The sequence below is a fragment of the Corynebacterium pelargi genome, from assembly GCF_014635485.1.
GTDB classification, from domain to species: Bacteria; Actinomycetota; Actinomycetes; order Mycobacteriales; family Mycobacteriaceae; genus Corynebacterium; species Corynebacterium pelargi.
On sequence record NZ_BMCX01000002.1, the window covers coordinates 495,208 to 519,842 of the forward strand.

General features: G+C 58.3%; 23 protein-coding genes. 15 read left to right on the plus strand and 8 right to left on the minus strand.

The features are described from left to right. Positions 1-189: 189 nt before the first annotated feature. The gene (gene hpf / locus IEU99_RS06040; RefSeq protein WP_128890304.1) at positions 190-855 is read left to right on the plus strand and encodes a ribosome hibernation-promoting factor, HPF/YfiA family; all 666 of its coding nucleotides are present in this window, start codon (positions 190-192) and stop codon (positions 853-855) included. 167 nt (positions 856-1,022) lie between these two features. Continuing rightward, positions 1,023-3,563: a preprotein translocase subunit SecA gene (gene secA / locus IEU99_RS06045; protein WP_128890303.1), complete on the plus strand. Its 2,541-nt coding sequence runs from the start codon at positions 1,023-1,025 to the stop codon at positions 3,561-3,563. A gap of 14 nt (positions 3,564-3,577) precedes the next feature. Here the strand turns inward: secA and IEU99_RS06050 are convergent, their stop codons facing one another. Continuing rightward, positions 3,578-3,994 (minus strand): hypothetical protein, encoded by a 417-nt coding sequence (locus IEU99_RS06050; RefSeq protein WP_128890302.1) that lies wholly within the window; start codon positions 3,992-3,994, stop codon positions 3,578-3,580. Between the two features lie 146 nt (positions 3,995-4,140). Between IEU99_RS06050 and IEU99_RS06055 the strand changes: the two genes are divergently transcribed. The 4 genes from IEU99_RS06055 to IEU99_RS06070 all read left to right on the plus strand — a co-directional run bounded on the left by IEU99_RS06055 (position 4,141) and on the right by IEU99_RS06070 (position 7,465). Continuing rightward, positions 4,141-4,551, plus strand: coding sequence for an HAD family hydrolase (locus IEU99_RS06055; protein ID WP_128890301.1), 411 nt, complete (start codon positions 4,141-4,143; stop codon positions 4,549-4,551). After that, positions 4,551-5,054 carry a DUF6912 family protein gene (locus IEU99_RS06060; protein WP_128890300.1) on the plus strand — a complete coding sequence of 168 codons (504 nt, stop codon included), beginning with the start codon at positions 4,551-4,553 and terminating at the stop codon, positions 5,052-5,054. The genes IEU99_RS06055 and IEU99_RS06060 overlap by 1 nt, the downstream gene beginning before the upstream one ends. 80 nt (positions 5,055-5,134) lie before the next feature. Next, on the plus strand, positions 5,135-6,193 hold the full coding sequence (locus tag IEU99_RS06065) for a ferredoxin reductase (protein WP_128890299.1): 1,059 nt from the start codon (positions 5,135-5,137) through the stop codon (positions 6,191-6,193). Between the two features lie 45 nt (positions 6,194-6,238). Then, positions 6,239-7,465: a fatty acid desaturase family protein gene (locus IEU99_RS06070; protein WP_128890298.1), complete on the plus strand. Its 1,227-nt coding sequence runs from the start codon at positions 6,239-6,241 to the stop codon at positions 7,463-7,465. Here IEU99_RS06070 and rsgA read toward each other — a convergent pair. After that, positions 7,462-8,451: a ribosome small subunit-dependent GTPase A gene (gene rsgA / locus IEU99_RS06075; RefSeq protein WP_128890297.1), complete on the minus strand. Its 990-nt coding sequence runs from the start codon at positions 8,449-8,451 to the stop codon at positions 7,462-7,464. The two genes, IEU99_RS06070 and rsgA, sit on opposite strands and share 4 nt — an antisense overlap. After that, positions 8,452-9,720: a 3-phosphoshikimate 1-carboxyvinyltransferase gene (aroA, locus tag IEU99_RS06080; protein WP_128890296.1), complete on the minus strand. Its 1,269-nt coding sequence runs from the start codon at positions 9,718-9,720 to the stop codon at positions 8,452-8,454. 18 nt (positions 9,721-9,738) lie between these two features. On the opposite strand from aroA, the gene IEU99_RS06085 reads away from it, so the two are divergent. Further along, positions 9,739-10,392: an SOS response-associated peptidase gene (locus IEU99_RS06085; RefSeq protein ID WP_128890295.1), complete on the plus strand. Its 654-nt coding sequence runs from the start codon at positions 9,739-9,741 to the stop codon at positions 10,390-10,392. Here IEU99_RS06085 and ybaK read toward each other — a convergent pair. Beyond that, on the minus strand, positions 10,389-10,880 hold the full coding sequence (gene ybaK / locus IEU99_RS06090; RefSeq protein ID WP_128890294.1) for a Cys-tRNA(Pro) deacylase: 492 nt from the start codon (positions 10,878-10,880) through the stop codon (positions 10,389-10,391). The two genes, IEU99_RS06085 and ybaK, sit on opposite strands and share 4 nt — an antisense overlap. Before the next feature lie 54 nt (positions 10,881-10,934). Between ybaK and IEU99_RS06095 the strand changes: the two genes are divergently transcribed. Beyond that, positions 10,935-11,543 (plus strand): sigma-70 family RNA polymerase sigma factor, encoded by a 609-nt coding sequence (locus IEU99_RS06095; protein WP_128890293.1) that lies wholly within the window; start codon positions 10,935-10,937, stop codon positions 11,541-11,543. Next, a complete protein-coding gene (rsrA, locus tag IEU99_RS06100; protein WP_188358291.1) occupies positions 11,544-11,798 on the plus strand; it encodes a mycothiol system anti-sigma-R factor in 255 nt (84 codons plus the stop codon). A gap of 55 nt (positions 11,799-11,853) precedes the next feature. On the opposite strand, the gene IEU99_RS11065 is transcribed toward rsrA, so the two are convergent. Then, complete coding sequence (locus IEU99_RS11065) at positions 11,854-11,928, minus strand: 50S ribosomal protein bL37 (RefSeq protein WP_012714902.1); 75 nt, start codon at positions 11,926-11,928, stop codon at positions 11,854-11,856. Between the two features lie 131 nt (positions 11,929-12,059). Continuing rightward, complete coding sequence (locus tag IEU99_RS06105) at positions 12,060-12,317, minus strand: WhiB family transcriptional regulator (protein WP_123960686.1); 258 nt, start codon at positions 12,315-12,317, stop codon at positions 12,060-12,062. A 663-nt stretch (positions 12,318-12,980) separates the two neighbouring features. On the opposite strand from IEU99_RS06105, the gene IEU99_RS06110 reads away from it, so the two are divergent. Beyond that, positions 12,981-13,391: a hypothetical protein gene (locus tag IEU99_RS06110; RefSeq protein WP_128890865.1), complete on the plus strand. Its 411-nt coding sequence runs from the start codon at positions 12,981-12,983 to the stop codon at positions 13,389-13,391. Between the two features lie 36 nt (positions 13,392-13,427). On the opposite strand, the gene IEU99_RS06115 is transcribed toward IEU99_RS06110, so the two are convergent. Together IEU99_RS06115 and IEU99_RS06120 are read right to left on the minus strand one after the other, a co-directional pair. After that, positions 13,428-14,666, minus strand: coding sequence for an Rv3212 family protein (locus IEU99_RS06115; protein ID WP_128890292.1), 1,239 nt, complete (start codon positions 14,664-14,666; stop codon positions 13,428-13,430). After that, entirely contained in the window at positions 14,663-16,042 is a 1,380-nt protein-coding gene (locus IEU99_RS06120; protein WP_128890291.1) for a DEAD/DEAH box helicase, read from the minus strand. Before IEU99_RS06120 ends, IEU99_RS06115 begins: the two co-directional genes overlap by 4 nt. 165 nt (positions 16,043-16,207) lie before the next feature. Between IEU99_RS06120 and IEU99_RS06125 the strand changes: the two genes are divergently transcribed. The 5 genes from IEU99_RS06125 to IEU99_RS06145 all read left to right on the plus strand — a co-directional run bounded on the left by IEU99_RS06125 (position 16,208) and on the right by IEU99_RS06145 (position 24,589). Continuing rightward, a complete protein-coding gene (locus IEU99_RS06125; RefSeq protein ID WP_128890290.1) occupies positions 16,208-16,435 on the plus strand; it encodes a DUF3107 domain-containing protein in 228 nt (75 codons plus the stop codon). Between the two features lie 96 nt (positions 16,436-16,531). Continuing rightward, the gene (locus IEU99_RS06130) at positions 16,532-17,371 is read left to right on the plus strand and encodes a DUF3152 domain-containing protein (protein ID WP_229718410.1); all 840 of its coding nucleotides are present in this window, start codon (positions 16,532-16,534) and stop codon (positions 17,369-17,371) included. 11 nt (positions 17,372-17,382) lie between these two features. Then, a complete protein-coding gene (locus tag IEU99_RS06135; protein WP_128890288.1) occupies positions 17,383-18,264 on the plus strand; it encodes a TIGR02569 family protein in 882 nt (293 codons plus the stop codon). Positions 18,265-18,269: 5 nt separating this feature from the next. After that, on the plus strand, positions 18,270-21,389 hold the full coding sequence (locus IEU99_RS06140; RefSeq protein WP_128890287.1) for an ATP-dependent DNA helicase: 3,120 nt from the start codon (positions 18,270-18,272) through the stop codon (positions 21,387-21,389). After that, positions 21,386-24,589 carry an ATP-dependent helicase gene (locus tag IEU99_RS06145; protein WP_128890286.1) on the plus strand — a complete coding sequence of 1,068 codons (3,204 nt, stop codon included), beginning with the start codon at positions 21,386-21,388 and terminating at the stop codon, positions 24,587-24,589. Before IEU99_RS06140 ends, IEU99_RS06145 begins: the two co-directional genes overlap by 4 nt. Positions 24,590-24,635 lie beyond the last annotated feature (46 nt).

The following is a 24,635-nucleotide window of genomic DNA, read 5'->3' on the forward strand; positions in this document are numbered from 1 at the left end:
TGGCGCTAGCACCAAGTGCTTGGATTTGGTGGCTGTAGCAAAGAATCTGCCAACGCTGAGAGCGAACAACATTCTATGGCGATGGGTGCAAAACTACGGGTATCCTTAATGGTGAAAGTTCACCCCGCCCGGAGGGGGTCTGTCAGAGGTTTTCTCCAAGGGCGGACAACATAAGGGAGGTACGTGATTATGACCACGCCTGATGGCTCCAACGAGGTGTTGAGCCCGGACGTCAAGGTGTCAATCACCGGCCGCAACGTCGAGGTTCCCGAGCATTTCGCGGAACGAGTCAATTCCAAGCTTGCCAAGATTGCGCGTTTGGATCCTACGCTGACGTTCTTCCACGTCGAGTTGCAGCACGAGCCGAACCCTCGCCGTGCAGATAACTCTGATCGCATTCAGATCACCGCTACCGGCAAGGGCCACATTGCCCGTTCTGAGGCCAAGGAAGACAGCTTCTACGCAGCGCTTGAAACCGCGCTGTCTCGTATGGAGCGTTCGCTGCGTAAGGTCAAGGCTCGTCGGTCCATCTCCCTGTCCGGCCACCGTGCTCCAAAGAGCACCGGCGAGGCCGCCGCGGAGTTGGTGCGTGAGGCCGAGCAGGCTCGCGCCAAGGATCAATACGATGAAGATCCCTATGCTGATTCCGTCGAAGATGTGCTGCCCGGTCAGATCGTGCGCACCAAGGAACACTCCGCCACCCCGATGAGCGTGGATGATGCGCTATCTGAGATGGAGCTCGTGGGTCACGACTTCTACCTCTTTGTCAATGAAGAGACTGGTCAGCCTTCGGTGGTGTACCGTCGTCACGCCTATGACTATGGCTTGATCTCTTTGAGCAACGACAAGGCATAAGGTCATCTGACGCTTGCTTTGAAGCCGCACCCGGATTGCTTTTCTGAGTTAGAAGATGCTCAGAGGTATCCGGGTGTTCGTGCTTTTCACAGACCCAAAACGTACAATACCTACGTTGATCGCAATTACCTTGCAAAAATTAGCCAATAGTTAAAGGAACTGTGCACGTGCTTGGACTTTCTAAAATGCTTCGCGTCGGTGAAGGGCGTGCGGTAAAGCGCCTGAAAAAGATCGCCGAAAGCGTGCTCGAGCTCGACGAAGAGTATTCGGCTCTGAGCGATGAGGAACTCAAAGCCAAAACTCCTGAGTTCCAGCGCCGCATTCAAGAAGGCGAATCCCTTGATGATTTGCTGCTCGAAGCCTTCGCCACCGCCCGCGAAGCCTCCTATCGTGTGCTGGGCCAGAAGCACTATTTGGTGCAGGTGATGGGCGGTGCCGCCTTGCACTTTGGCAACGTAGCCGAGATGCGCACCGGTGAGGGTAAAACCCTGACCTGTGTGCTGCCCGCCTACCTCAATGCCCTAGAGGGCAAGGGTGTGCACGTGGTGACGGTGAATGATTACCTGGCCAAGCGTGACGCAGAGTGGATGGGTCGTGTGCACCGTTGGCTCGGCCTGGACGTGGGCGTCATTTTGTCTGAGATGCGCCCGGAGGAACGTCGACAAGCGTATAACGCCGATATCACCTACGGCACCAACAACGAGCTGGGCTTTGACTACCTGCGTGACAATATGGTCCGCTCGCTGGACGATCTGGTGCAGCGCGGTCACCACTACGCCATCGTGGATGAGGTCGACTCGATCCTGATCGACGAGGCACGTACCCCGCTGATTATCTCCGGCCCGGTGGACGGCTCATCGCAGTGGTACTCGGTATTTGCCCAGCTTGCGCCGCTGATGAAGAAGGACATTCACTATGAAGTGGATGAACGCAAGCGCACCATTGGCATTAAAGAAGAAGGCGTTGGTTTTGTAGAAGACCAGCTTGGCATCGATAACCTTTATGCCCCCGAGCACTCCCAATTGGTGAGCTACCTGAATAACTCTTTGAAGGCCAAGGAGTTGTTCACCCGCGATAAGGACTACATCGTGCGCAAGGGCGAGGTGCTCATCGTGGATGACTTCACCGGCCGTGTGCTGGCTGGGCGTCGCTATAACGAGGGCATGCACCAGGCGATTGAGGCCAAAGAGTCGGTGGAGATCAAAAACGAAAACCAGACCCTGGCCACGATCACCCTGCAGAACTACTTCCGCCTCTACGACAAGCTCGCCGGCATGACCGGTACCGCTGAGACTGAGGCAAGCGAGCTGCACCAGGTGTACAAGCTCAACGTGATGGCTATTCCTACCAACCGCGAAAATCAGCGCGAGGACATGACCGACCTGGTGTACAAGACCCAGGAAGCCAAGTTCGAGGCCGTGGTGGAAGATATTGCCGAGCGTGTGGCCAAAGGCCAGCCGGTGTTGGTGGGTACCACCTCGGTGGAGCGTTCGGAGTACCTGTCCAAGCTGCTGCAGCGTCGCGGCATTAAGCACAATGTGCTCAATGCGAAATTCCACGAGCAAGAAGCCCAGATCGTAGCTCAGGCAGGTCTGCCGGGTGCCGTGACCGTGGCTACCAACATGGCCGGCCGTGGTACCGACATCGTGCTCGGTGGCAACCCCGATATCATCGCGGACCTGAACCTGCGTGAGCGTGGCCTCGATCCCGTGGATACCCCGGAAGAGTACGAGGCTGCGTGGGATGAGGAGCTCGCCCGAGTCAAGGCTCGTGGAGCAAAGCTTGCCGACGAAGTGCGTGAAGCAGGCGGGCTGTACGTCCTTGGTACCGAGCGCCATGAATCCCGACGCATCGATAACCAGCTTCGTGGTCGTGCCGGCCGCCAGGGTGACCCGGGAACCACGCGTTTTTACCTCTCCATGCGTGACGACCTCATGGTGCGCTTCGTTGGCCAGTCCATGGAAAACATGATGAATCGCCTGAACGTGCCGGACAATGTGCCGATCGAGGCCAAGATGGTGACGAACTCCATCAAGGGTGTGCAAACCCAGGTGGAGAACCAGAACTTTGAGATGCGTAAGAACGTGCTCAAGTACGACGAGGTGATGAACGAGCAGCGCAAGGTGATCTACCGCGAGCGCCGCGAGATCCTTGAGGCTGCCGATATTGCCGATAACGTCCAGCACATGATCGACGACACCATCAATGCCTACGTCGATGGTGCTACCGCCAATGGCTACGTGGAGGACTGGGATCTGGATTCACTCTGGCATGCCCTTGAGTCGCTCTACGGCCCGCGCGTGAGCAGCGAGGAATTGATTGAGGGCAGCGAGTACGGTGCTCCCGGCGAGCTCGGCGCTGAGGATTTGCGTGAAGCGTTGCTTGACGACGCCCACGCCCAATACAAGGAGCTCGAAACCATGGTGACTTCTGTCGGTGGTGACGCCCAGATGCGCAACCTTGAGCGCATGGTGATCCTGCCGGTGATCGACCAGAAGTGGCGCGAGCACCTCTACGAGATGGACTACCTCAAAGAGGGCATTGGTTTGCGTGCGATGGCGCAGCGCGACCCGCTGGTGGAATACCAAAAAGAAGGCGGCGACATGTTTAACGCCATGAAAGACGGCATCAAGGAAGAAACGGTGCGTCAGTTGTTCATGGTGCGTAAGCAATTCGAGCAGCAGGAGCAGCCCACCTCCGCCGAGTAATCGCGGCTGAGCTGCTAGAGCACCCTCAGGCTTCGCATGCGAAGTCCGGGGGTGTTTCCCATTGCGGGCTCAAATTGGGCGAGGTAGCCAAAGCAGCGTTGCTGGCTTGTGGCACTGCCCACCGCATCGATTCTTTGGCCTTGGATGCGCAGGTGTAAGGATTCGAGCTTCACGGAGCTATCGATGCGTTGCCCACCCACTAAGCGGGCGGTGATATGCCTGCGCACCTGTTCTGCGAAGTGTCGCTGCTTCAAGCTGGCCACCGCCCGCATGCCCGCGGCCACCTCAAGCGCGTGCTGCAACATGCTGCTGGCTTGTTGGCGAAGTGCAGGGTCAATTGCGGGCACGGGGTGGCTGATGGCCTCATGGGGCTTCAGCGGCGCTGGTGGGAGTTTCTTTAAAAGATTCCTGCCGGGGATCGCGACCAGCATGTAACCTGAGTCTCCTTAGGGTCGGTGACATGAGCTTTGGCAACGAATCCGCTTGACGGCGCGTGGGCAGGCGCTGGCAAGGAGTGATATGTGCAAGAATAACGGCAAAACTAGGAACAATCTATCCCAAGGTGTGATGACTTACGATGCGTGGACTCATCGTTGATTATGTGGGCGTGCTCGACGGCTCAGAAGAGTCGCAGCGACGTTGGCAGCAACTGCTCAGTGCGCTCAAGGCCGCCGGTATCGGCATTGCCATTTTGTCCAATGATCCAGGCGGCCCCGGTGCTGCTCCGATCCGTGCCTTCAAAGACCGTGGGCTTGTCGACGCTGTCGTGCTCTCCGGGGAGATCGGCGTGGAAAAGCCCGAGGCAGGTGCCTTCGAGTTTGCAGCCGAGGCCATCGAGCTGCCCATGAAGGACTGCGTGATGGTTGATGATTCCATCCTCAATGTGCGCGCTGCGGTAGACAATGGCTTGGTTGGCGTCTACTACCAGCAATTTGACCGTGCCGTGGTGGAAATTACCGGCCTGTTCGGTATTCAAGGGGAGTTCTAGTGCGCGTCTATATTCCCGCCACCTTCGAGCTTCTACGCACCCTTGCCGAGGAAGGCGAGGTGCCCGTGCGTTCCGGCTATGCCTTTGGCGTAACCCCTGCGCTGCGGGAGTTTTATACCTCCGGTGACGAAGAAGAAATCGCGCATTCTGCCTTCGAGGATGCTGCCTTGGCATCTATTCGGCTGCTGGCCATTGGCGATGAGATGCACCCTCATCGCCGCGCGGTGATTTCGGCGGATATCCCCGATGCTGCCATCACCTTTGTTCCTGACCTAGGGGAGTCGGTAATGCAGGTGGATCCGGCCGTGATCTCCTTTGATCAGGTGGCCGCTATCCACGTGGATACCCAAGGCAATGAGCAGAGCACTGCTGCTGCCATCGAGGTGATTGATCAAGCCGATCTTGGTGTAGAAGATGCAGAACTGTGCGTGGGCGATGCCCTGGATCAGTTCATGGCGTGGTACGACCCAAGTGAACTTTCTGCACTGGTGCAGCTAGCCTAGCCCCATTGACATCTTTGCGCAGCTTGCGTAGGGTTACGGCATCGTAACTATTTCGCTTGCAAAGCAAAGGTGAATCTTTCATGGCGGTTTCTCGCACACGCGACCGTCTCGCTGCAATGCGAGGCCTCCTCAAGCGTTTCACTACGCCCTTGCTGCCAGATGATTACTCGGCAGTGCTCAATCCCTTATGGTCCACCAGGGAACTGCGCGGGCGAATTGAAGAGGTCCGCCGTCATGGCGATGTCGTCCTTTTAGACATCACTCCCGGTTGGGGAGTGCCCACGGACTTTCAACCCGGACAATATATCGGCATCGGTGTCGAAATAGCGGGCCGATATATCTGGCGTAGCTACTCTTTAACCAACGCGCCCAATAGCAACCAGGGTCGTTTTTCCATCGCCGTGAAGGCGGTAGAAAAAGGCAAACTCTCCAATCACCTCATTGGCTCTGCAAGCCCAGGCACGGCCATTCGGATCGCAGCACCCGCCGGGGATTTCTACCTACCCCATCCCGTGCCTGAGAAAATTGCCTTCATCACCGCAGGCACCGGCATCACCCCGGTGATCAGCATGCTTCGAGGCATGCAAGAACGAAAAGAATTCGCATCAAGTGACGTGGTGCTGCACCACAGCGTGCGAAGCCGCGATGATCACGTCTTTGGCGAGGTCCTTGAGCAGTTCGCACAAGATATCCGCATCATTATTCGCGAAACCTCCACCGAAGGCAGGGCGAAGGCTGAAGATCTTGAACAGCTCGTGCCAGATCTGCGCCAGAGGGAAATCTTTGCCTGCGGGCCTGCAGAAATGCTGGACCACTGGCACCAGTGGGCTGGCGAGGACGTGGCCTTGCACAGTGAGCGCTTTAGCCTCCAGCGCACAAGTGACGCCGAAGGTGGGCGGATTGAGTTTTCCAATGGCTCCCAACACACCGCAGCAAGCGGCACCACCATCTTGGAAGCAGGAGAAGCAGCAGGAGTGCCCATGCCCTTTGGCTGCCGCATGGGAATCTGCCACACCTGCGTGCGACAACTCGAAGAAGGCGAAGTGATCGACCTGGTCAGCGGTGAAACCCATGAATCAGGCGAGCGGGTGCGCACCTGCGTGAGCGTTCCCAAAGGCGATATTCGCATCCAGGCCTAACACACCCCAAGAAGCTGCACACAAGAATCAGAGACGGAGCAACCCATGGCGATTGACAACATCAGAGCCTATTCACACCTCAGCGATGAGGATATTCAAGAAATCGGCAGGCGCCTCGATGCCATTAAGGCCGAAGTGACCCAAGATCTAGGCGAGCGCGATGCGGCCTATATTAAAAACCTCATTCGCTTCCAACGCACCCTCGAAGTAGCCGGACGCGGCGTGCTGCTGTTAAGCGGCAAGAAGAAGGCCTGGGTGGCTGGCACCACCTTGTTGTCATTGTCGAAGATCCTTGAAAATCTTGAGATCGGCCACAACGTGCTGCATGGCCAATGGGACTGGATGAATGATCCCGTGATCCACTCCAGCACCTGGGAATGGGATCTGGTGTGCCCATCGTCGCAGTGGATGCATTCGCACAACTACGTCCACCACACCTATACCAACGTCATTGGTATGGACAACGACGTGGGATATGGCGTGTTGCGCGTGACCCGCGATCGCACCTGGACTCCAATGCACGCCTTCCAGCCTGTGATCAACACCGTGCTGGCGAGCCTCTTTCAGTGGGCAGTGGGCTACTACGATGTCGAGCTTGGCAAGTACTTCGCAGGCCGGAAATCCTGGGATGAAACAGCCGAGAAGTTTTGGGAGACCACCAAGAAGGCAGGCCGGCAATCAGCCCGCGACTACCTGCTCTTCCCAGCACTTTCAGGGAAGAACTTCGTTCATACCCTCAGCGCCAATGCCACCGCGAATTTCGTGCGCTCACTGTGGGCCTATGCCGTCATCTTCTGTGGGCACTTCCCCGATGAGGCAGAAACCTTTAGCAAGGAGCAGTTTAAAAACGAAGACCACAACGAGTGGTATCTGCGCCAAATGCTTGGCTCTGCCAACTTCCACGGCGGGAAAATCCTCACCATCTTGTCGGGCAATCTGAACTACCAGATCGAACACCACCTCTTTCCCGACATGCCCTCAAACCGCCTTGCCCAGGTGGGGCGCAAGGTGCAGGCATTATGCGTGGAATTTGATCTGCCCTATAACGTGGATAGCTTTCCCAAACAGCTCGCCAAGGTGCAAAGAACCTTGCTCAAACTCAGCTTGCCCAATAAATACCTGCGAGCAAGCCCGGATAATGCCCCCGAGGTGCGCTCAAATAAGGCCTTTGAGCCCATTGAGCATCAATTATGGGTAGGCGCTAAGCACGGCGTGCGCAAGGGCTTAAAAACTGGCCTGAAGCTGCTCAAAGAGCTAAGAAAGCGCGTTTAGTAAGTCTCATTGGATCGCAGTGCCACCAGAAGTTTTCGCACTGCTTCCACGCGCCTGCCGGTGGGGGAGTCCGCCTCAAAGTCATCGAGTGCGCACTGTGGATCCGCCGGTGGGCCAATATGCGTACAGCCGCGAGGGCACGCCTCAATCGCCTCTCGAAGATCATCGAATACCTCAACCACGGTATCGGCCTCCACATGGGCAAGACCGAAGGATCGAATACCAGGGGTATCAATGATCCATCCACCCTGAGCAAGCTCAAGAGCCACCGCCTGGGTGGAGGTGTGGCGGCCTTTGCCTACTCCTGAAACCTCACCAGTTTCACGTTGCGCCTCTGGAATAAGGCGATTGACCAAGGTGGATTTACCCACACCCGAGTGCCCAATCAGTGCCGTGCGTTTGCCCGCCACCTGCTGCATCACAGGCTCCAAAGGATCATCGACACCGCAGAGCAGCACCGGCACATCAAGGGTTTCGAATTCGGCGGCAAAGGCAGCGGGATCGGCAAGATCGGATTTGGTCAGCCCAATGATGGGCTGAAGGTTGCCTACGAACGCGGCCACCAAAGCACGCTCGATAAAACCAGCGCGTGGCTCGGGATCGGCCACCGCAGACACAATGAGCAACTGATCGGCATTAGCCACCACGATGCGCTCATAAGGGTCGGTGTCATCGGCGGTGCGCCTGAGCACGGAGGTACGTGGGGCGAGTTTGACGATCCTGGCCAGGGAACCGGGGCGACCAGAGGTATCGCCCACAATGCCAACCCTGTCACCCACTTCAACGGGGGTGCGGCCCATCTCGCGGGCCCGCATCGACACCACCGGCTGATGCTGCCCATCGAGAACAACACCCCACCTGCCGCGGTCTTTGCTCACCACCATCCCGAATTTTGCATCCTTATGTTGGGGACGGTCCTTGGTGCGAGGGCGCGAGCCTTTGCCGGGGCGGATTTTCACATCGCTTTCATCCCAACGCCTGGCCATTTAGCACTCCCTCGAATCGATCATCGCCTGCCACATCTGTGCAAAACCAGGCAGGGTCTTGGCGGTGGTTTCAATATTTTCAACCTCCACACCTGCAACCCGCAAGCCGATAATCGCCCCGGCGGTAGCCATTCGGTGATCGGCATAGGAATGCCACTGACCTTGATGCAAGGCCGCTGGTTGGATCTCCAGGGCATCCGGGTGCTCGATGCATCGCCCCCCTAGCCGGTTGATCTCGGTGGCAAGGGCAGAAAGTCGATCTGTTTCATGCCCGCGTAGGTGCGCAATATTGCTTAAACGGCTAGGGGTTTGAGCCAAAGCAGCCAGCGCAGCCACCGTGGGGGTGAGCTCGCCGATTTCCCCCATATCTTTTTCAATACCCAAAAGGGCCCCACGCTCTGGTCCAGTGACGCACAGGTTTCTGCCACGACGTTCGATCTGGCAGCCCATTGCTTCTAAAATTCCGCGGATCTGATCGCCAGGCTGGGTGGTGCTCTCAGGCCAATTGGCAATGCAAACCTGCCCACCGCTAACCGCGGCTGCAGCCATAAAGGGCGTGGCATTGGAGAGGTCTGGTTCAATCAACCACTCCCGCGCCTGGATCGCTCCGGGCTGCACTTCCCAGACATGCGGCTCGGGTTGGGCTACCTCCACTCCCGCCTCGCGCAGCATGGCAATGGTCATATCGATATGCGGCATGCTCGGTAGGTGCGAGCCGATGTGGCGGATGCGCATTCCTTGGGCAAAGCGTGCTGCGGAAAGCAGCAGCCCGGAAAGAAATTGTGAGGAACTTGAGGCATCAATGTGTACCTCGCCGCCTTGGGGTTGGCCATCACCATGAACCGAAAACGGCAAGGTGTTGCCGTCTACTTGCACACCGAGGCTTCTCAAGGCGTTCAAAATGGTGTCCATCGGGCGGGATTTCGCCTGCTCGTCGCCGTCGAAAAGCACGGTGCCTTGAGCAAGGGCTGCCACCGGCGGTAGAAAGCGCATGACGGTGCCGGCAAGGCCACAGTCCACGGTGCCGCCGTGGAAGGGTGCCGGGCTCACGCGGATGACGTCGCCTTCCTCGATGTCGGTGCCCATCGCTTGAAGGCCAGCGCACATCAGGGAGGAATCTCGGCTTTGGAGTGCGCCACGGATCGTTGAAGGCCCATCAGCTAAGGCGGCAAGCACCAGGGCACGGTTGCTCATTGACTTCGAACCAGGCACAGCAACCGTGGCGCGAATGGGGGTCTGAACATGCGGTGCATTCCAAAACTTCGGCATTGTTCCATAATAAAGGCTATGTGCGGACGCTTCGTGTTATTTACCACCGAGGATGCCCTCATCCAGGCTGCCGGTGATGCCTCAGGCTTTGCAAGGATCACGGCACCCCAAGGATTACCTCGTGCGCGCTATAACGTTGCTCCAACAACGCCGATCCCCATCTTGAGGGCACAAAGCGCCCAAGAGGCGAGCCTGGAACCTGCGCGTTGGGGATTGATTCCGCACTGGAAACAGGACGACTCAGGGCCTGCACTCTTTAACGCGCGGGCAGAAACCGTGCGAGAAAAGCCGAGCTTTCGATCTGCATTCCGCCATGGTCGCTGTGCCATCCCCATGGACGGCTATTACGAATGGCATAACAAGCAGCCCTATTGGATCAGCACCGGGGAGCTGATTTGGGTGGCGGGATTGTATGAAGACAACGATGGGCAAGTCAGTGCCACGATGATCACGACCGAGGCGCGCGAACCACTGGATTGGATTCACCACCGAATGCCGCGCTTTTTAGCTGCCGAGCAGATCCAGCAGTGGATGCTTGGCAGTGACGAGGAAGCCGCCCAACTGCTAATACCGGGGCCAACCCAAGGCTTTGAGGCTCAACCGGCCGATCCGGCGGTGGGCAATGTGCGAAACGACTACCCGGAGTTACTCCAGCCAGCCGGGCTGTTTTAGGCAAGAATGTCGGCGACTTTGGCGTCTAAGACCTTGAGAAAGTCCTGAGGCGTAAGCCCAATATCAAGGCCGCGTTTCCCACCTGAGACATAGATGCGCTCGAAGTCGAGGGCACGGGAATCTAATACCGTGGGCAGGCGACGCTTTTGGCCAAATGGTGAAATGCCACCGGGGATATAGCCGGTGCTGAGCTGAGCTTGGTGGGGATCGGCCATCGTGGCTTTAGAGGCGCCGAGGGCTTTGGCCATCGCCTTGAGGTTCAAGCTATTGGCCACTGGCAGGCATGCAACCGCCAACCCCGAGGTTGATTTACCGGAAAGCTCCACGATGAGGGTCTTAAACACCTGTGTTTCGGGGAGGTTGAGCTCTTGGGCTGCTTGGGCGCCGAAGTTAGTGGTGCCGGCTTTGAAGTGGTGCACCGTATGGGCAATATCGGCTTTGATAAGCGCATTGAGCGCCGGAGTTGGTGCATGTTGTCGTTTCGCCATGGAGCCATTGTTACACCTAGACTCGAAAGAGATTCGAACACCTAAGGGAGAACTGTGGCTGAAAACACCAAAGAGCTACACGAGCGCTTTGAAGCTGAGGCGTTGCCGTTGCTCGACCAACTCTATGGCGGTGCGCTGCGCATGACTCGGAATCCGGCCGATGCCGAAGACCTGGTGCAAGAAACCTATATCAAGGCGTTTCAGGCTTTCGGGAGCTTTCAGCCTGGCACCAACCTCAAGGCATGGCTGTACCGAATCATGACCAACACCTACATCAACTCCTATCGCAAAAAGCAGCGCCAGCCTTCTCAATCTTCGGCCGAAGAAATTAGCGATCACCAACTATTTGCCACGTCTTCGCACGATTCCACCGGATTGGAATCTGCCGAGGTGGAGGCGCTGAAGAACCTGCCCGATAAAGACATCGCAGAGGCGATGAACAATCTTTCGGAGGATTACCGCATGGTGGTGTATTACGCCGATGTGGAAGGCCTTGCCTATAAGGAGATCGCTGAAATCATGGGTACTCCTCTAGGAACGGTGATGAGCAGACTGCACCGTGGAAGAAAGCAGCTCCGTGAAGCGTTGAAGGACGTAGCAGCAGAACACGGCATTGGTGTTGCAAGTGCATCAGGTAGTGCCAACGGCAAGGGAGTGAAGTAAATGAACGGCATGCACCGAGATTGCAATTGTGCAGAGATTCACGCCTCTATGTTTGCGCTCTTAGATGAAGAACTCAGCGCCGAGGACTGCGCGCGTTTGCGTGCTCACCTTGAGGCATGTCCGGGATGCGCTGAGCGAGTGGCCGCCGAGGTGGAGTTGCGCTCCCTGCTGCGACAATGCTGTTGCGCACCGGCGCCTTCGCGCCTCAGGCAAAAGATTACGTACTCCATCCGTGTGGAACGGCGAGAATACTAAAAACAAGTGATGCCCCCAGCGAAAGGCTGGGGGCATCACTGCGCTTGTCGGCTTATTAAGCGTTGGGGCGCTTGCCGTGGTTTGCGCTCTTCTTGCGACGATCCTTGCGCTTACGTCCACGCTTGCTCATGGGTACATCCTTTGCGTTTTTCTGCGGAAAAAGTAACAGCTCACTAGTGTACCGGCTGGCACATCGGCTAAGAAATTTAAAACCCCACTACCTTGCATCCGTGGTGCAGGCAGTGGGGTAGTGGCCTGTATTTAGGCGGAGATGCGGGCGCGACGACCGCGGTTCTTGCGGCGCTTGAGTGCGCGGCGCTCATCTTCGCTCATGCCGCCCCACACGCCGGCGTCCTGGCCGGTTTCGAGTGCCCAAGCCAGGCACTGGGAGGTGACGGGGCAGCGGTTGCAAACAACCTTCGCTGCGGCGACCTGAGCCAGCGCGGGGCCGGAGTTGCCAACAGGGAAGAACAGCTCGGGGTCTTCGTCGCGGCAGATTGCTTCGTGGCGCCAATCCATTGAAAGTCTCCTTGGGGTGGTAGCAGTGTTGTCACTCTAGGCAGGCTCCACGGGGTGAAGCGGCGCTGTTGAGCGCCTGCCTTTGGGCACAAAAAAGCGGCGAAGCCGCAGGTTGCCCTAGAGTTTCGGGCGAGAGCATCGTGTGGGCTCGCCTCAAGTACCCAGAAAGCATGACATGTGAAGCTTCACTTGACTAGAGCTAAAGCCCAAAAAGTGTGCAAGCTCACAAAAATAAGGCGCTTTTATGCGGTTTTTTGGCTTGGGGGTGTGGCGAGCTTCGCAATCTTTAGAGGGTTATGCAGTGCTTTTGTAACAAAACAGAGATGCATGTGAAGTCGAGATGGTCAAATCTTGCCACAATCTTGGGGGTACACAGAGGCTTGCAGGTGGGCAAAATGGCATGAAAGCCTGGGCGTCGAAAAGGTAAACAAAGCGCTAATCAGAGCTAAAATCCACCCCAGATCACCCCAGATCACAGCCGCGCCACCATATGTCATATACGGCGCAATCACCCCAAGCATGTCGGCTTCGGCGCTACCCCGATCAGTGCACCGCCTGAGGGGCAACGATGAGCCTGGCAAAGAACTTCGCATCCGGATTCAAAAGCGCTAGAACAGCGAGGCGCTACACTAATGTGCTGTGAATAAAGCCCAACCTCAGCCCATGCCCCCAGCACAGGTTCGTAGTGCCGCCCTCATCGCAGCAGTGCAGTCACTGATCGGCCTTGGCTACGCAATCGTGTTGATCGTCCGTGGAATGATGGGCAAACGCGACGCCTCCATCGTCTATGAAAGTGATCAGGCCAATACCGCCGTGGGCTACGGCACCGCGATCTTTTTCATCATCGTCTTCGGCACCGTCATCTTCGCTGCCTGGCGTATGTCTCAGGGCAAGCGCTGGGGCCGCGGCCCGGTGCTCATGCTCGAACTACTCCTGGTTCCCATCACCATCTACATGTTCAAAGCGGGTGCCTGGCTGCTCGGCATCCTGGTGGGAATTAGCGCCCTGGCAGGTTTGGCCATGCTCTTTTCCGCCCCTGCCGTGCAGTGGGCTTCGGCGCGGTTTCGTCGATAAGCAAAAAGCCACGAAGCCCAAGCGGTCTAGGGATCCCTAGTCCTTAGTGCCGAGCCCCACGAGGCGGTCATCTCGCTGCTCAAGCAGGACCCCGCCCGAGACGGCCAAGGCCACCTTAGAAGCAGTGCCCTTTCGGTCCACACGGATGCTTCGCTGGGGTTTTTCTTCAATCGCGGTCTTATCCACCCCGTAGAGCTCCACGCCCGTATCGGTGGGAATAGCAAGCTGAGAACCGACCATGGTGCCCGTGCCGATCGCCTGATCAAAGATGCGAACAGGGACCAGGGTTTTGGCGTTGAGCACGTATAAGCGCGTGCCATCAAACCACTGCGTCAATCTGCCAGCGGGAGCCACCTGCGGCTGAAACACCTCGCCTTCTTGCCAAGCCTCAACCTGAGCAGAAGGCGCTACCTCCTCACTGTGCTGCTGCTTGCCCTCGCTATTGAACACATAGAAGTGCGCAGGTGATCCGGGCTCATACACGGCCACGGCCCCGCCGGCGATCCCTACCACCTGGCTGCCCTTGGCAAATTCCACCGAGGCATCAACCTCCGGCACGGAGGATTCCTCAGGATCAGGGCTTTGTAGGCGCACAAACGTATGCTCCTTGCAGGTCTCTGCCACCGCCAACAACGTCGAGCGCGTCAGCGCAGAGGAGATCACGCACTCGGGATGTGGCTGCTCATTGGGCTCTTGCTGGATATCAATTTCTCCATACACCACGGTGCGAACCAGATCCGAACGCCATAAATCAACACGCTCAGCAGATACGATCCCGGCGCGCTCCTTGGAACTAATGGGCACAACCGTGTCAGAGGCGTGCGCTGCGCGGGTGGCTTGATAGGTGCCATCGAGGCCATGAATCGCCACCACCTCACCACAGCCGCGCCCGGAGGCATAACTCAACACCGCCGCATCCCATGCGCTGGCCATCGAGCACAGCGCAGCATCGCGGGTATAGCTCCACCTGGGCTGCCCGGTAGCAGGATCGATGGATTGGACTGTCTTGCCGGTGGAATCCAGCACCACGGGATAGCCTGCGGCCAACACGGGAGCGTTGACCATCGGCGGCAGTGCTGCCTCCCATAGCGGCTCAAGGGTTGAAGGCAGTGCCATCGCTGCTTGCAGTGGCGCCGCGGGAGGCTGCTCTACGGGTTCAAGATGCGAGTCGCGGATGGGGGCTGCCCACCACACCCCGGCGACAAAAAGCACACTGGCCAGGCTGAGTGCGCCGGTGGCGAGGAGATCTCGGCGTCGTCTTCGCAGTGGTTTCATGATCGCTTCGTGGTGCGGGATCGCCGCGCCTTCGAGCGAGCACCGCCGCGCTGGCTGTCCCTGCCGCCGCGCTGTCCATCCCTGCCACCGCGCTGGCTGTCCCTGCGTTTGCCTTGGCCACGCAAAGCGGTGGTGCCGCCGCCAAGGCTGCGTTTGGGTGCGCCGATGCGGTCCTTGGCGTCTTCGGGAATATCCAGCGCCTGGAAAAGCTCAGGTGAGGTGGAAAACCACTGCGGAGGCTCAGGTGTATCGAGGCCGAGTTCATCATTGATGGCCTGCCATTTAGCCAGCTCGTCATATCCCACGAGCGTGACTGCGGTTCCGCTGTGTCCTGCGCGACCGGTGCGACCAATGCGGTGCACGTAGGTCATCGGATCATCGGGGGTCTGGTAGTTGATGACGTGGGTGACATCGTCCACGTCGATGCCGCGGGCTGCCACGTCGGTGGCCACGAGGATCTCCACGCGCCCTTCGCGGAAGGCTTTAAGTGATTGCTCGCGTGCGCCTTGGCCTAGGTCGCCGTGCACGCCTGCAACCCGGAAGCCTCGCTGTGCAAGATCTTCGGCCAGTTGCGCGGTGGAGCGTTTGGTGCGGCAGAAGATGATCGTTTTTCCGCGGCCATCGGCCTGCAGGATCCTGGCCGTAATATCGTCTTTATTCATCCGGTGGGCCTGGAATACCACCTGCTTGGTGCTGCTGTGGGTTTGAGATGCCCCAACTTCTTCTGCGCGGATATGCACCGGCTTATCTAAAAATGTGCGAGCCAGGGTGAGCACCGGCCCTGGCATGGTGGCCGAGAAGAGCATGGTTTGGTGCTGGTGGGTGAGTGCTTCGAGCAGCTTTTCAATATCGGGGAAGAATCCAAGATCCAGCATCTCGTCTGCCTCATCGAGCACGAGGATGGCGACCTGGCTGAGGTCCAGGTGGCCACGTTTATGCAGATCCAGAAGCCGTCCCGGGGTGCCCACCACCACGTCGACGCCGCGTTCGAGGGCCTTGATTTGTTCTTCGAAGGGGCGTCCACCGTAGATCGTCGTGATGCGCACGGGGGTGTAGGTGGCTGCTTTGGTGAGGTCCTCGGAGACTTGGGAGGCCAATTCGCGGGTGGGTGCTACCACGAGTGCGCGCGGGGTGCCGTCGAGTTCGGCTACGTCGGCTGCATCAAAGACCCTATCGAGCAGGGGAATGCCAAATCCGTAGGTTTTACCCATGCCGGTTCGTGCCTGGCCAATGAGGTCGCGGCCGTCTAGGGCGATGGGCAAGGTGAGCTCTTGGATGGCGAAGGTTCGGTCGATTCCGGCTTCGCGGAGGGCGTCGCATAGTTCGGCGGCCACACCGAGCTCTTCAAAGGTTGGTTGTTGGCGTTCGGCAGTCACCCTTCCGATACTATCGGGCTTGCTGCATTCAGGGATTACACTGGGTGCGTCCGAGGTTCTCTTGAGTAGTTCTGGCAACGGTTTTGCTTCGGCATACACGCTGCCTTTACAAGAGCTCCTCAAGGTATCCGATACTGACAACAATCTGGGAAGGAAATACTGCCAATGGACATCAAGATTGGCTTCAACGACTCTCCTCGCGAGCTCATCATCGCTTCGAAAGAGGATCAGGAAGCAATTGCACAGCGCGTGTCCGAGGCGCTGAGCGCCGAGCATGGCGTATTAGATCTCACCGATGAGCAGGGACGTCGCGTGTTGGTGCGCAATGCTTCTATTGCCTATGTAGAGGTCGGCACCAGCACCACCCGCACTGTCGGTTTCGCTGGAGTATAAGCAGTGGGAACCCACGGTTCGCGCCCTCATGCTCGGCGCCCGCACCCCGAGGATGCAGCGTCATATGAGCATCGTGGGGCGTCGGAAAGCCCCTTTGTGCGCTTTGCCCGCAACTACGGTTGGCGTGCCTACGCCATTCCCGTGCTGTTGGTGATCACCATTTGGGTGCTTGTCGACGTCTTCCGTGCTGAACCCGAATCGCCCACACCAGGGCAAGCCTCGGTCACTTCATCGGAATCCGAAGGGCTCGTGGGGCCAAAACCCGCTGATCAGACCGCCAAGGAAATTCCGAATACCGAACTTCCTGCCGGGGCGAAGTACACAGAAAATGGTGAAGGGACCTACCGTGTGGTGGGCAAACCCGGAGCCGAGGCCGGCGGCGACCACAAGAAGGTGTTTAAGTACATCGTGGAAGTAGAAAACGGCCTGGATTCTTCCGTCTACGGCGGTGATGATGCGTTTGCGGCGATGGTGGATGCCACCTTGTTTAACCCCAAAGGTTGGACGCACGATAAAGACTTCGGTTTCAAACACATCGACGCCAAGGGTGGGGAAGAGCCGGATCTGCGCATCCAACTCACCAGTGTCGGAACCACCCACGCACTTTGCGGCCACGACATTGAGATGGAAACGAGCTGCTTCTACTCCGATGGCGACCGCGTGATCCTGAACGAATCGCGCTGGATTCGCGGGGCAACACCCTTCCAAGGTGACCTCGGTGCCTACCGCCAGTACCTCATCAACCACGAAGTTGGCCACGGAATCGGCTACGCCAACCATGTGCCCTGCACCGGCGATGGTGATTTGGCGCCGATTATGATGCAGCAAACGCTGAGCCTTTCTAATAGCGAACTGCAAAAGATCAACAGCAAAGAGGTCTACAAAGACGACGGTGCAGTCTGCGCCTACAATCCCTGGCCTTATCCGCACGCCTAGGAAAGATCCCCATGGAAGCCCCAATCACTCAGCTCCCGGAGCATATCCGCAACGCCTTCCACGCCCCCGATGAAGAGCCCCAGCGACTCGGGGCATGGTGGGACTATGGCTGGAAAGTGGGCTCCGTGGTGTTTGCTCAGGCCCCAAGCCCGAATCGCGCCGTCTGGTCTGCCAGGGTGCGCGAAAAGCTTGAAGTAGAACACCTGCGCATCTCCCGTCCGATTCGCTCCACCGATAGCCGCTTTATCAATGCCGGTTGGCGAGCCACCACCTTCATCGAAGGTGAACCAGCCGCGCGTGCCGATGAGGTGGTGGCAGCAGCGCTGCGCCTCGATGCCGCCTTGGCTCACGTTGCCCTCAGCGATGCCCTGCGCGACGTGGACGCCAGCGATCCTTTTTCAGTGGCAGACCATGCAGCGTGGTCGCGCGATCCCGCTGCAGCGGTGATGGCGCTGTTTGGCCAAGGTGCTGGCGAGCGTGGCTTTGAAGCCACCCAACGTCGCACCCGGCGTTCGATGGCGATGCGCATGGTGGATCAGCTTGCTCCCAGATTGGTGGAACTCGATGCTGAGGTGCAGGTTTGTCACGCCGATATGCTTGCCACCACGGTGTTCCAAGGCGCCCAAGTGCCAGGTGTGTGCGACATCGTGGGCGTGGCCAGGCCCTATGGCTACTCGGCTGCCCTCGCTGCCTTCGATTCCATGGTGATGCAAGCCAGCGGTGAGGCGATTGTCCAACGTTTTGCCCATGTTGAGCACTTTGCCCAGATGGTGGCGCGAGCGGCGATCTATCGTTTGGTGCTGCACGGTATCCACCCAGAAGCTAATTCGAACAGCAGTTCTAAATTGGAGCAGACCTGTACTTCGCTGATCCGGGGTGGTTTGCCACAATAGGGCACATGCCAGAACCTAGTCCCGCCCCTTCTCCACTTTCTCTCAGGGCTGAAGTATCGGGTGCATTCAAACCACCAGCTACCCCGGAAGTCACGCTGGTCAATAGCCATAGCAGCACCGCAATCAGGGACTGGGATCTGCCGTTTTTTCAGCAACCCCGCGGCACGTGGAGGCTGCAAGGTCCAGCCGGTTCGGGGCTAAGCACCGCCTTAATCGACTTCGTGGCAACGCAAATTCTCCAAGGCACCCCGGCTCGCGAGATCCTGGTGATCACCGCATCTAAACAAGCCGCCGGTCGATTCCGCAGCGCAGTCGCCGATCGGCTCGCCCACGCCGGCCACAGCGACTATGTTGCCGATGCCACCATGGTGCGCTCAATTCACTCCCTGGCCTTTGCGCTGCTTCGCCACAGCACCGACCAAGACATCCGGCTGATTACTGGTGCCGAGCAAGATAGCGTGATCCGTGAGCTGCTGCTAGGCCAACTCGATGCAGGACCTGCAGCACTGGCCATATGGCCACCTGCGTATCGCGAAGCAGTGGGATTTTTAGGCTTCGCCCGCGATCTGCGCGATTTCCTCCTGCGCGCAGCAGAACGCGACCTCTCACCGGAAAAGCTGCAGGCACTCGGCCAACAATATGGCCAAGCAATTTGGACTTCTGCCGGTGCCTTCCTAGACGAATACGAGCAGGTGATGAGCCTTGGATCGCCGCACAACTACAGTGCCTCGGAGCTGGTAGCCAAGGTTCCGCGCGAAAGCCTTGAACAGCACCCCTGGTCGATCATTGTGGTTGAAGATGCCCAGCACCTCGACCCACGTTCAGCCGAGCTGATTCAAACCCTCATGGCGCAGGCCGATAGCGCCATTATCGCCGGGGACCCAGAACAATCGGTGTTTAGCTTCCGCGGTGCCTCGGCACTGTGGTTATCCAACCTCCCAGTGCCACCAAGCCACGACCTCGTGCTCGAGGCATCCCACCGCAACCCCGCACGCCAAAAGGTGCTGTGCAGCAACCTTGCGCGCGAACACACCTTTATTGCCAACACGCTGCGAAGAGCACACCTGATCCACGACACCCCCTGGCAAGACATGGCAGTGATCGTGCGCGAAGCAGGTGCCATCGCCCCGATTAGGCGAGCGCTCCTGGCAGCCGGTGTGCCGGCGGCCGTCGATGCCACAGATGTGGTGTTAAGCGAAGAACACATCGTGGTGGCGATGCTGCTTGCGCTCGAAGCCTTGGACACCAAACTCATGCTCAGCGATGTCGAAGCACTGGTCCAAGGCCCCATCGGTGGCGCCGATGCCATCACCATGCGCCGCCTGCTCCGCGGGCTCCGCCGCGCCGAAATGGGTGCCGGGGGCTCACGTCGCGCCATCGAGATGCTGGCGCAACTGCTGCAGCCGCAGTGCTACCCCGATAATGAAGACCTCCACTGGGCTACTGCCTACCTTGGGCCGCGAGAGGTAGAAATCCTCGAAAGGATCCAAGCGGTACTGCATGCCGGCGCTCAAGCCGAGGGAGTAGAACAAACCCTCTGGGCCATTTGGGAGGCCACCGGTTTAGGCGAGCACCTCATGGCCCAAAGTTTGCGCGGGGGTGCCATCGGCGCGCAGGCCGACCGTGATCTCGACGCCATGCTTGCGCTTTTCGACGCCGCCGGCGACTGGGTAGAACGCCGACCACAGGGCAGCGTAAGAGGCTTTGTTCGGCACATCCAAGAACAAACGCTGCCCACAGGGGTGCGCGATCGCCGCATCGAAGCCCCAAAGGCGGTGCAAATTCTGACAGCCCACGGTGCAGTAGGCCAACAGTGGGACCTCGTTGTCGTGGCAGGCATCCAAGAAGGCACGTGGCCTGCCCTGGAACAAAGCGACACCATCTTCAAACAAGCAGCGCTTATGGACCTCATCGATCGCGGCATCGAACCAGGGCTGCCCACCTCAAGGCTGAAAGAACAATTAGATGAAGAAGGCCGCCTATTCCACCTCGCCTGCACTAGAGCGAGCAAGCAGCTTATCTGCACCGCAGTAGAAGACCCAGATGCAGCAAACGGCGAGCCCTCACAATTCTTCGAGTCCTTCGATGCACCCCTACTGCACCATCAACCTATGCTCCAAGCCGAAGGCGCCCACGATCACGCAGGAGAAGGCGCTGCATTGGCGCGCAATAACCGGCTGCTTAGCGTGCCGGGCTTGGTAGCAGAATTACGTCGCGTGCTCGGCTCCCCTGATGCCTCACAGCGCCAGCGGCAGCAGGCCGCACGCCAACTCGCACGCCTTGCCCAGGCCGGAGTGCCCGGTGCCCACCCCGGGCACTGGTGGGGGATCGGCGGTGGGTCGTCGAAAAGCCCGCTGGAGGTGCATACACTTTCGCCCTCCACACTCGAAACGGCACTGCTGTGCCCACTCAAAGCCCAGCTTGGCAACGTTGATGGAAATTCTGCCGCCTTGCAAACCGGCACGCTCGTACACGCCTATGCAGAGGCCGTGTCTACCGGGGCTGATCCTGTGCAGGCGCGTGAACTCATCGCGCAGGCCCACGCAGCACAACTCGAAGGGCCTGATTGGGCACGGGAATCCAGCGAAGCCACCTTCAACCAGATGCTCGATCGCCTCGATGCCTGGCTTGAGGTGCACAATGCCGGCGATACGCTCCAAGGCGTAGAAGTGCCGGTGAATGTCGAGGTGGAACCGGACTTGAGAATCAAAGGCAAGATTGACCGGCTTGAACGCGAAGGCGATGGCCTTTTGATCGTGGACTTTAAAACGGGAAAGACACCCCCTGCAGCCAAAGCGGTAGAAGAGATGCCGCAGCTTCTGGCTTATCAACTAGCCCTTAGCCGGGGAAGCTTCGAGGAAGGGCAGGTGCGCACGGCCGAAGGCGGTGGAGAAGAAGTCGAAGGTGCGGTGCTGGTGTATCCAAAAAATACATCGGGTCGCATGACTCGCGAACAATCCAAACAAACACCAGAGACGCTGGAAGCATTCGCACAACGGCTACCAGCGGTGCTCGAATCGCTGCGCGGGCCTTTGCTTGTAGCGCGAGAAAACCGCTTGTGTACTAGCTGTGCCCTGGCTAGCATTTGCCCAGTACAGAACCCAGAAAGTGGCGTTGCGTCATGATCAACCCAGTGCAACTTTCCCAATACCTCGGCCAACCATACCCACCCACCAAGCAGCAGGCCGCCGTGATCGGTGCGCCTTTGGCATCATCACTGGTGGTTGCTGGAGCAGGTGCGGGCAAAACCGAAACTATGGCGGCACGAGTGGTGTGGCTGGTGGCCAATGGGCTTGTGGCACCCGAGCAGGTATTAGGGCTGACCTTTACCAATAAAGCCGCGCAGCAACTCGCACAACGCATCAGTGGTCGATTGACCACCCTTCGGCATTCGGCGTACTTTGATGAGCTCGACGCACTCCTAGGGGATGAACAATCCTTAAGAGCAGCGCTCGAGGTGATCGCGCCGACGGTAGCAACCTATGACTCCTTTGCCGGGCGCTTGGTGCGGGAATTTGGTTTGCTCCTGCCCGTTGAACCTTCGGCACGCATAATCAGCCGCACCGAGTTAATGCTGATCGCCCAACGCGTGCTCAAAGAGTATCGCGGTCCGATCAATAGCAACCTGACCTTTAATATCTTGGTATCGCGTCTGGTTGATCTCAACGCCGAAATGGAAGCCAACCTCGTTGAGCCGCAGGCGATTCGGGAAGAAACACACGCCTTGTTTGCCGAAGCCGATGCTGTTCCCACCGGCCGGGAATCTATCAACAAAACAGCCACGGGGTATCTGCAAAAGCAGGAAGTCCGGCTCCAGCTCCTACCGGTAGTGGAGCAATTCCGCAGCTATCTGCGCGAAGAAAAGCTCATGACCTTCAACCAACAAATGGCGCTGGCTGCCCGCCTAGCCTCCGAACACCCCGAGGTGGGTGCTGCGATGCGGGAGCGCTTCTCGGTGGTGCTGCTTGATGAATACCAAGACACCAGCTACGCCCAAAGGGTGCTGTTATCTGCCCTTTTTGCAGAGAGCAACGTCACTGCCGTGGGTGATCCCATGCAGTCGATCTATGGCTGGCGAGGTGGATCTGCATCGAACCTCGAACGCTTCCCAGAGGACTTTCCGCACGAGGGGAAACCTGCAAAGAAATACGAGCTCACCACCAGTTTTAGAAACCCTAGCAGTGTGCTCACCTTGGCAAACCAGGTAGCGGCCAGCATCTTGGGCTCTGCCCACAACCCCAAGCGCTTGGTGCAGCCGCTCGAACCACTGCCCAACCAAGGTCCAGGCTCAGTGGCGCTCGGGGCGTTTCCTACCAGGGAAGAAGAAATCACTGTCGTGGCCGATGCGCTGGCGCAACGCTATTACCAGCGCGAAAGCGACGAGCCTTTTACTGCTGCGGTGCTCATGCGCAAGCAGCGAGACTTCGGGCCTATGGAACAAGCACTGCGTGAACGTGGCGTTCCTGTAGAAGTGGTCGGGCTTTCCGGCTTACTCACCATCCCAGAGGTGGCCGATATGCTCGCCATCGCCACCATGCTGGTGGATCCCGCAGATGATCGCGCCAGCATCCATGTGCTTGGTTCAGCGGCCGTCGGCCTTGATGCCGCCGATATCAAAGCACTACAACGCCGAGCCGCTGAGCTTGGTGGCAGCAAAGAAATCAGTAGCGAAGGCATTGCAGATCCCCTAGAAAAACTCAAAGCCCAAGTCCAGCAGGTGCTGCAATCCGATCAGGACAACCTGGCAGGTCTTGCCGATGCCGTTGCCGATATCGGTAGCGCCGAACGCATCGGTTTAAGCCCCGAAGGCGAACTAAGGGTGCGTGATCTTGCCGCGAAATTGCGATTCTTGCGCACAACTGCCACCAATGTGGCGCTGCCTGATGTCTTTGCCAATATCGAGCGAGTATTCAATATCCGCACCGAGGTGCTCCAACGCCCCGAAGAAGCCGGCCGCGTTGTAGGAACCACCCACCTTGACCGCTTTGCCGAAGTAGTAGAGGAATACTCCAGGCTCAAAGGGGCTACGCTGCCACAATTTCTGCAGTACGTGCGCATGGCCATCGAGCACGATAAAGGCCTTGAGCCCGGAGAAGTGGAAGTGCATGCCGATCGTGTGCAGATTCTTACCGTCCATAAGTCCAAGGGTTTGGAGTGGCAACACGTTGCGGTGATGCACTGCGATCACAAAACCTATGAATCTCGCACCGAAACGTGGTTGAAGCAGGAACACCGGATTCCTTCGGCATTGCTTGGTGATGCTGATGAAGACGACGAGAGCATGTTCGGCTCTCCGGTGCTCAGCGAGGTCGATACCGAAACCAAAGCGGCGTTTGCCCGAAGCCTCGAAAGGCATCGTGAGGCGTTTAAACAGAAAAACGCTGCCGAGGCGATTCGCCTCTTTTATGTAGCGATGACTCGCGCAGAAACCTCGCTGCTGCTGACCTGCTCAGAAAAGCCACCCTTCGAAGCCTTCGAACAGCTCCACGATGTGGTGGAACCAGACGCTATCCTGCGTTGGGAGTGGACCGCCGAAGACGCCAAGGAGCAAGAGGATCCCCCAAGCGCTGTGTTTCCTCAACACCGGGAGCCCAAGGGCGCTGATGAAGTAATGGCTGCTTTGGAGGCATTGCCTGAGCTCATTGAAGACGGCGACTTATTCCAGACCTGGGAACAAGACGTCAGCGCCATCATCCAAGAACACGAGGCGCTCGATGCCCCCAGCGTGGAGGTGGCATTGCCGCGCGAACTGACCGCCACCGATCTGGTGAGCCTGCGGGATAATCCCGAACGATTTGCCAGGCGAAAGCGCAGGCCAGTGCCTTTTAAGCCCAATGAGTACGCCAAGCGTGGCACCGCATTCCACGAGTGGATCGAACGTCAATTTGGCCAGGCTGCACTGCTTGACGAGCAGGAACTGGCCCTCGGCCAGGAATTTGCCGAGGAAAACCTCGACCAGCTCAAAGAACACTTCTTAGCCTCCGAGTGGCTCAACCGCACCCCGGTGGCGGTGGAGCAACCCTTTGAAGTGGCCATCGGCCGCCATGTGCTGCGAGGACGCATGGATGCGGTTTTTGCCCAAGACGACGGCTACCTGGTCGTGGACTGGAAAACCGGGCAGCTTCCCACCGCCCAGGAGCGAAAAGCCGTGGAAATGCAGTTGGCCGTCTACCGGCTTGCCTGGGCTAAGCTGCAGGGTATTGATCCAGAAGCAGTGCAAGCGGCTTTCTATTATGTGACCAAACATGAGCTTCTTGCTCCCCAAGATCTACCCGGTGCCCATGAGCTTGAGCAGCTCTTGGAAGCACAGAATCCAAAACGGTAGGGTTTGCCAAGGGGCAAGTGAATAGTGACCACCCGATCAATGGAGC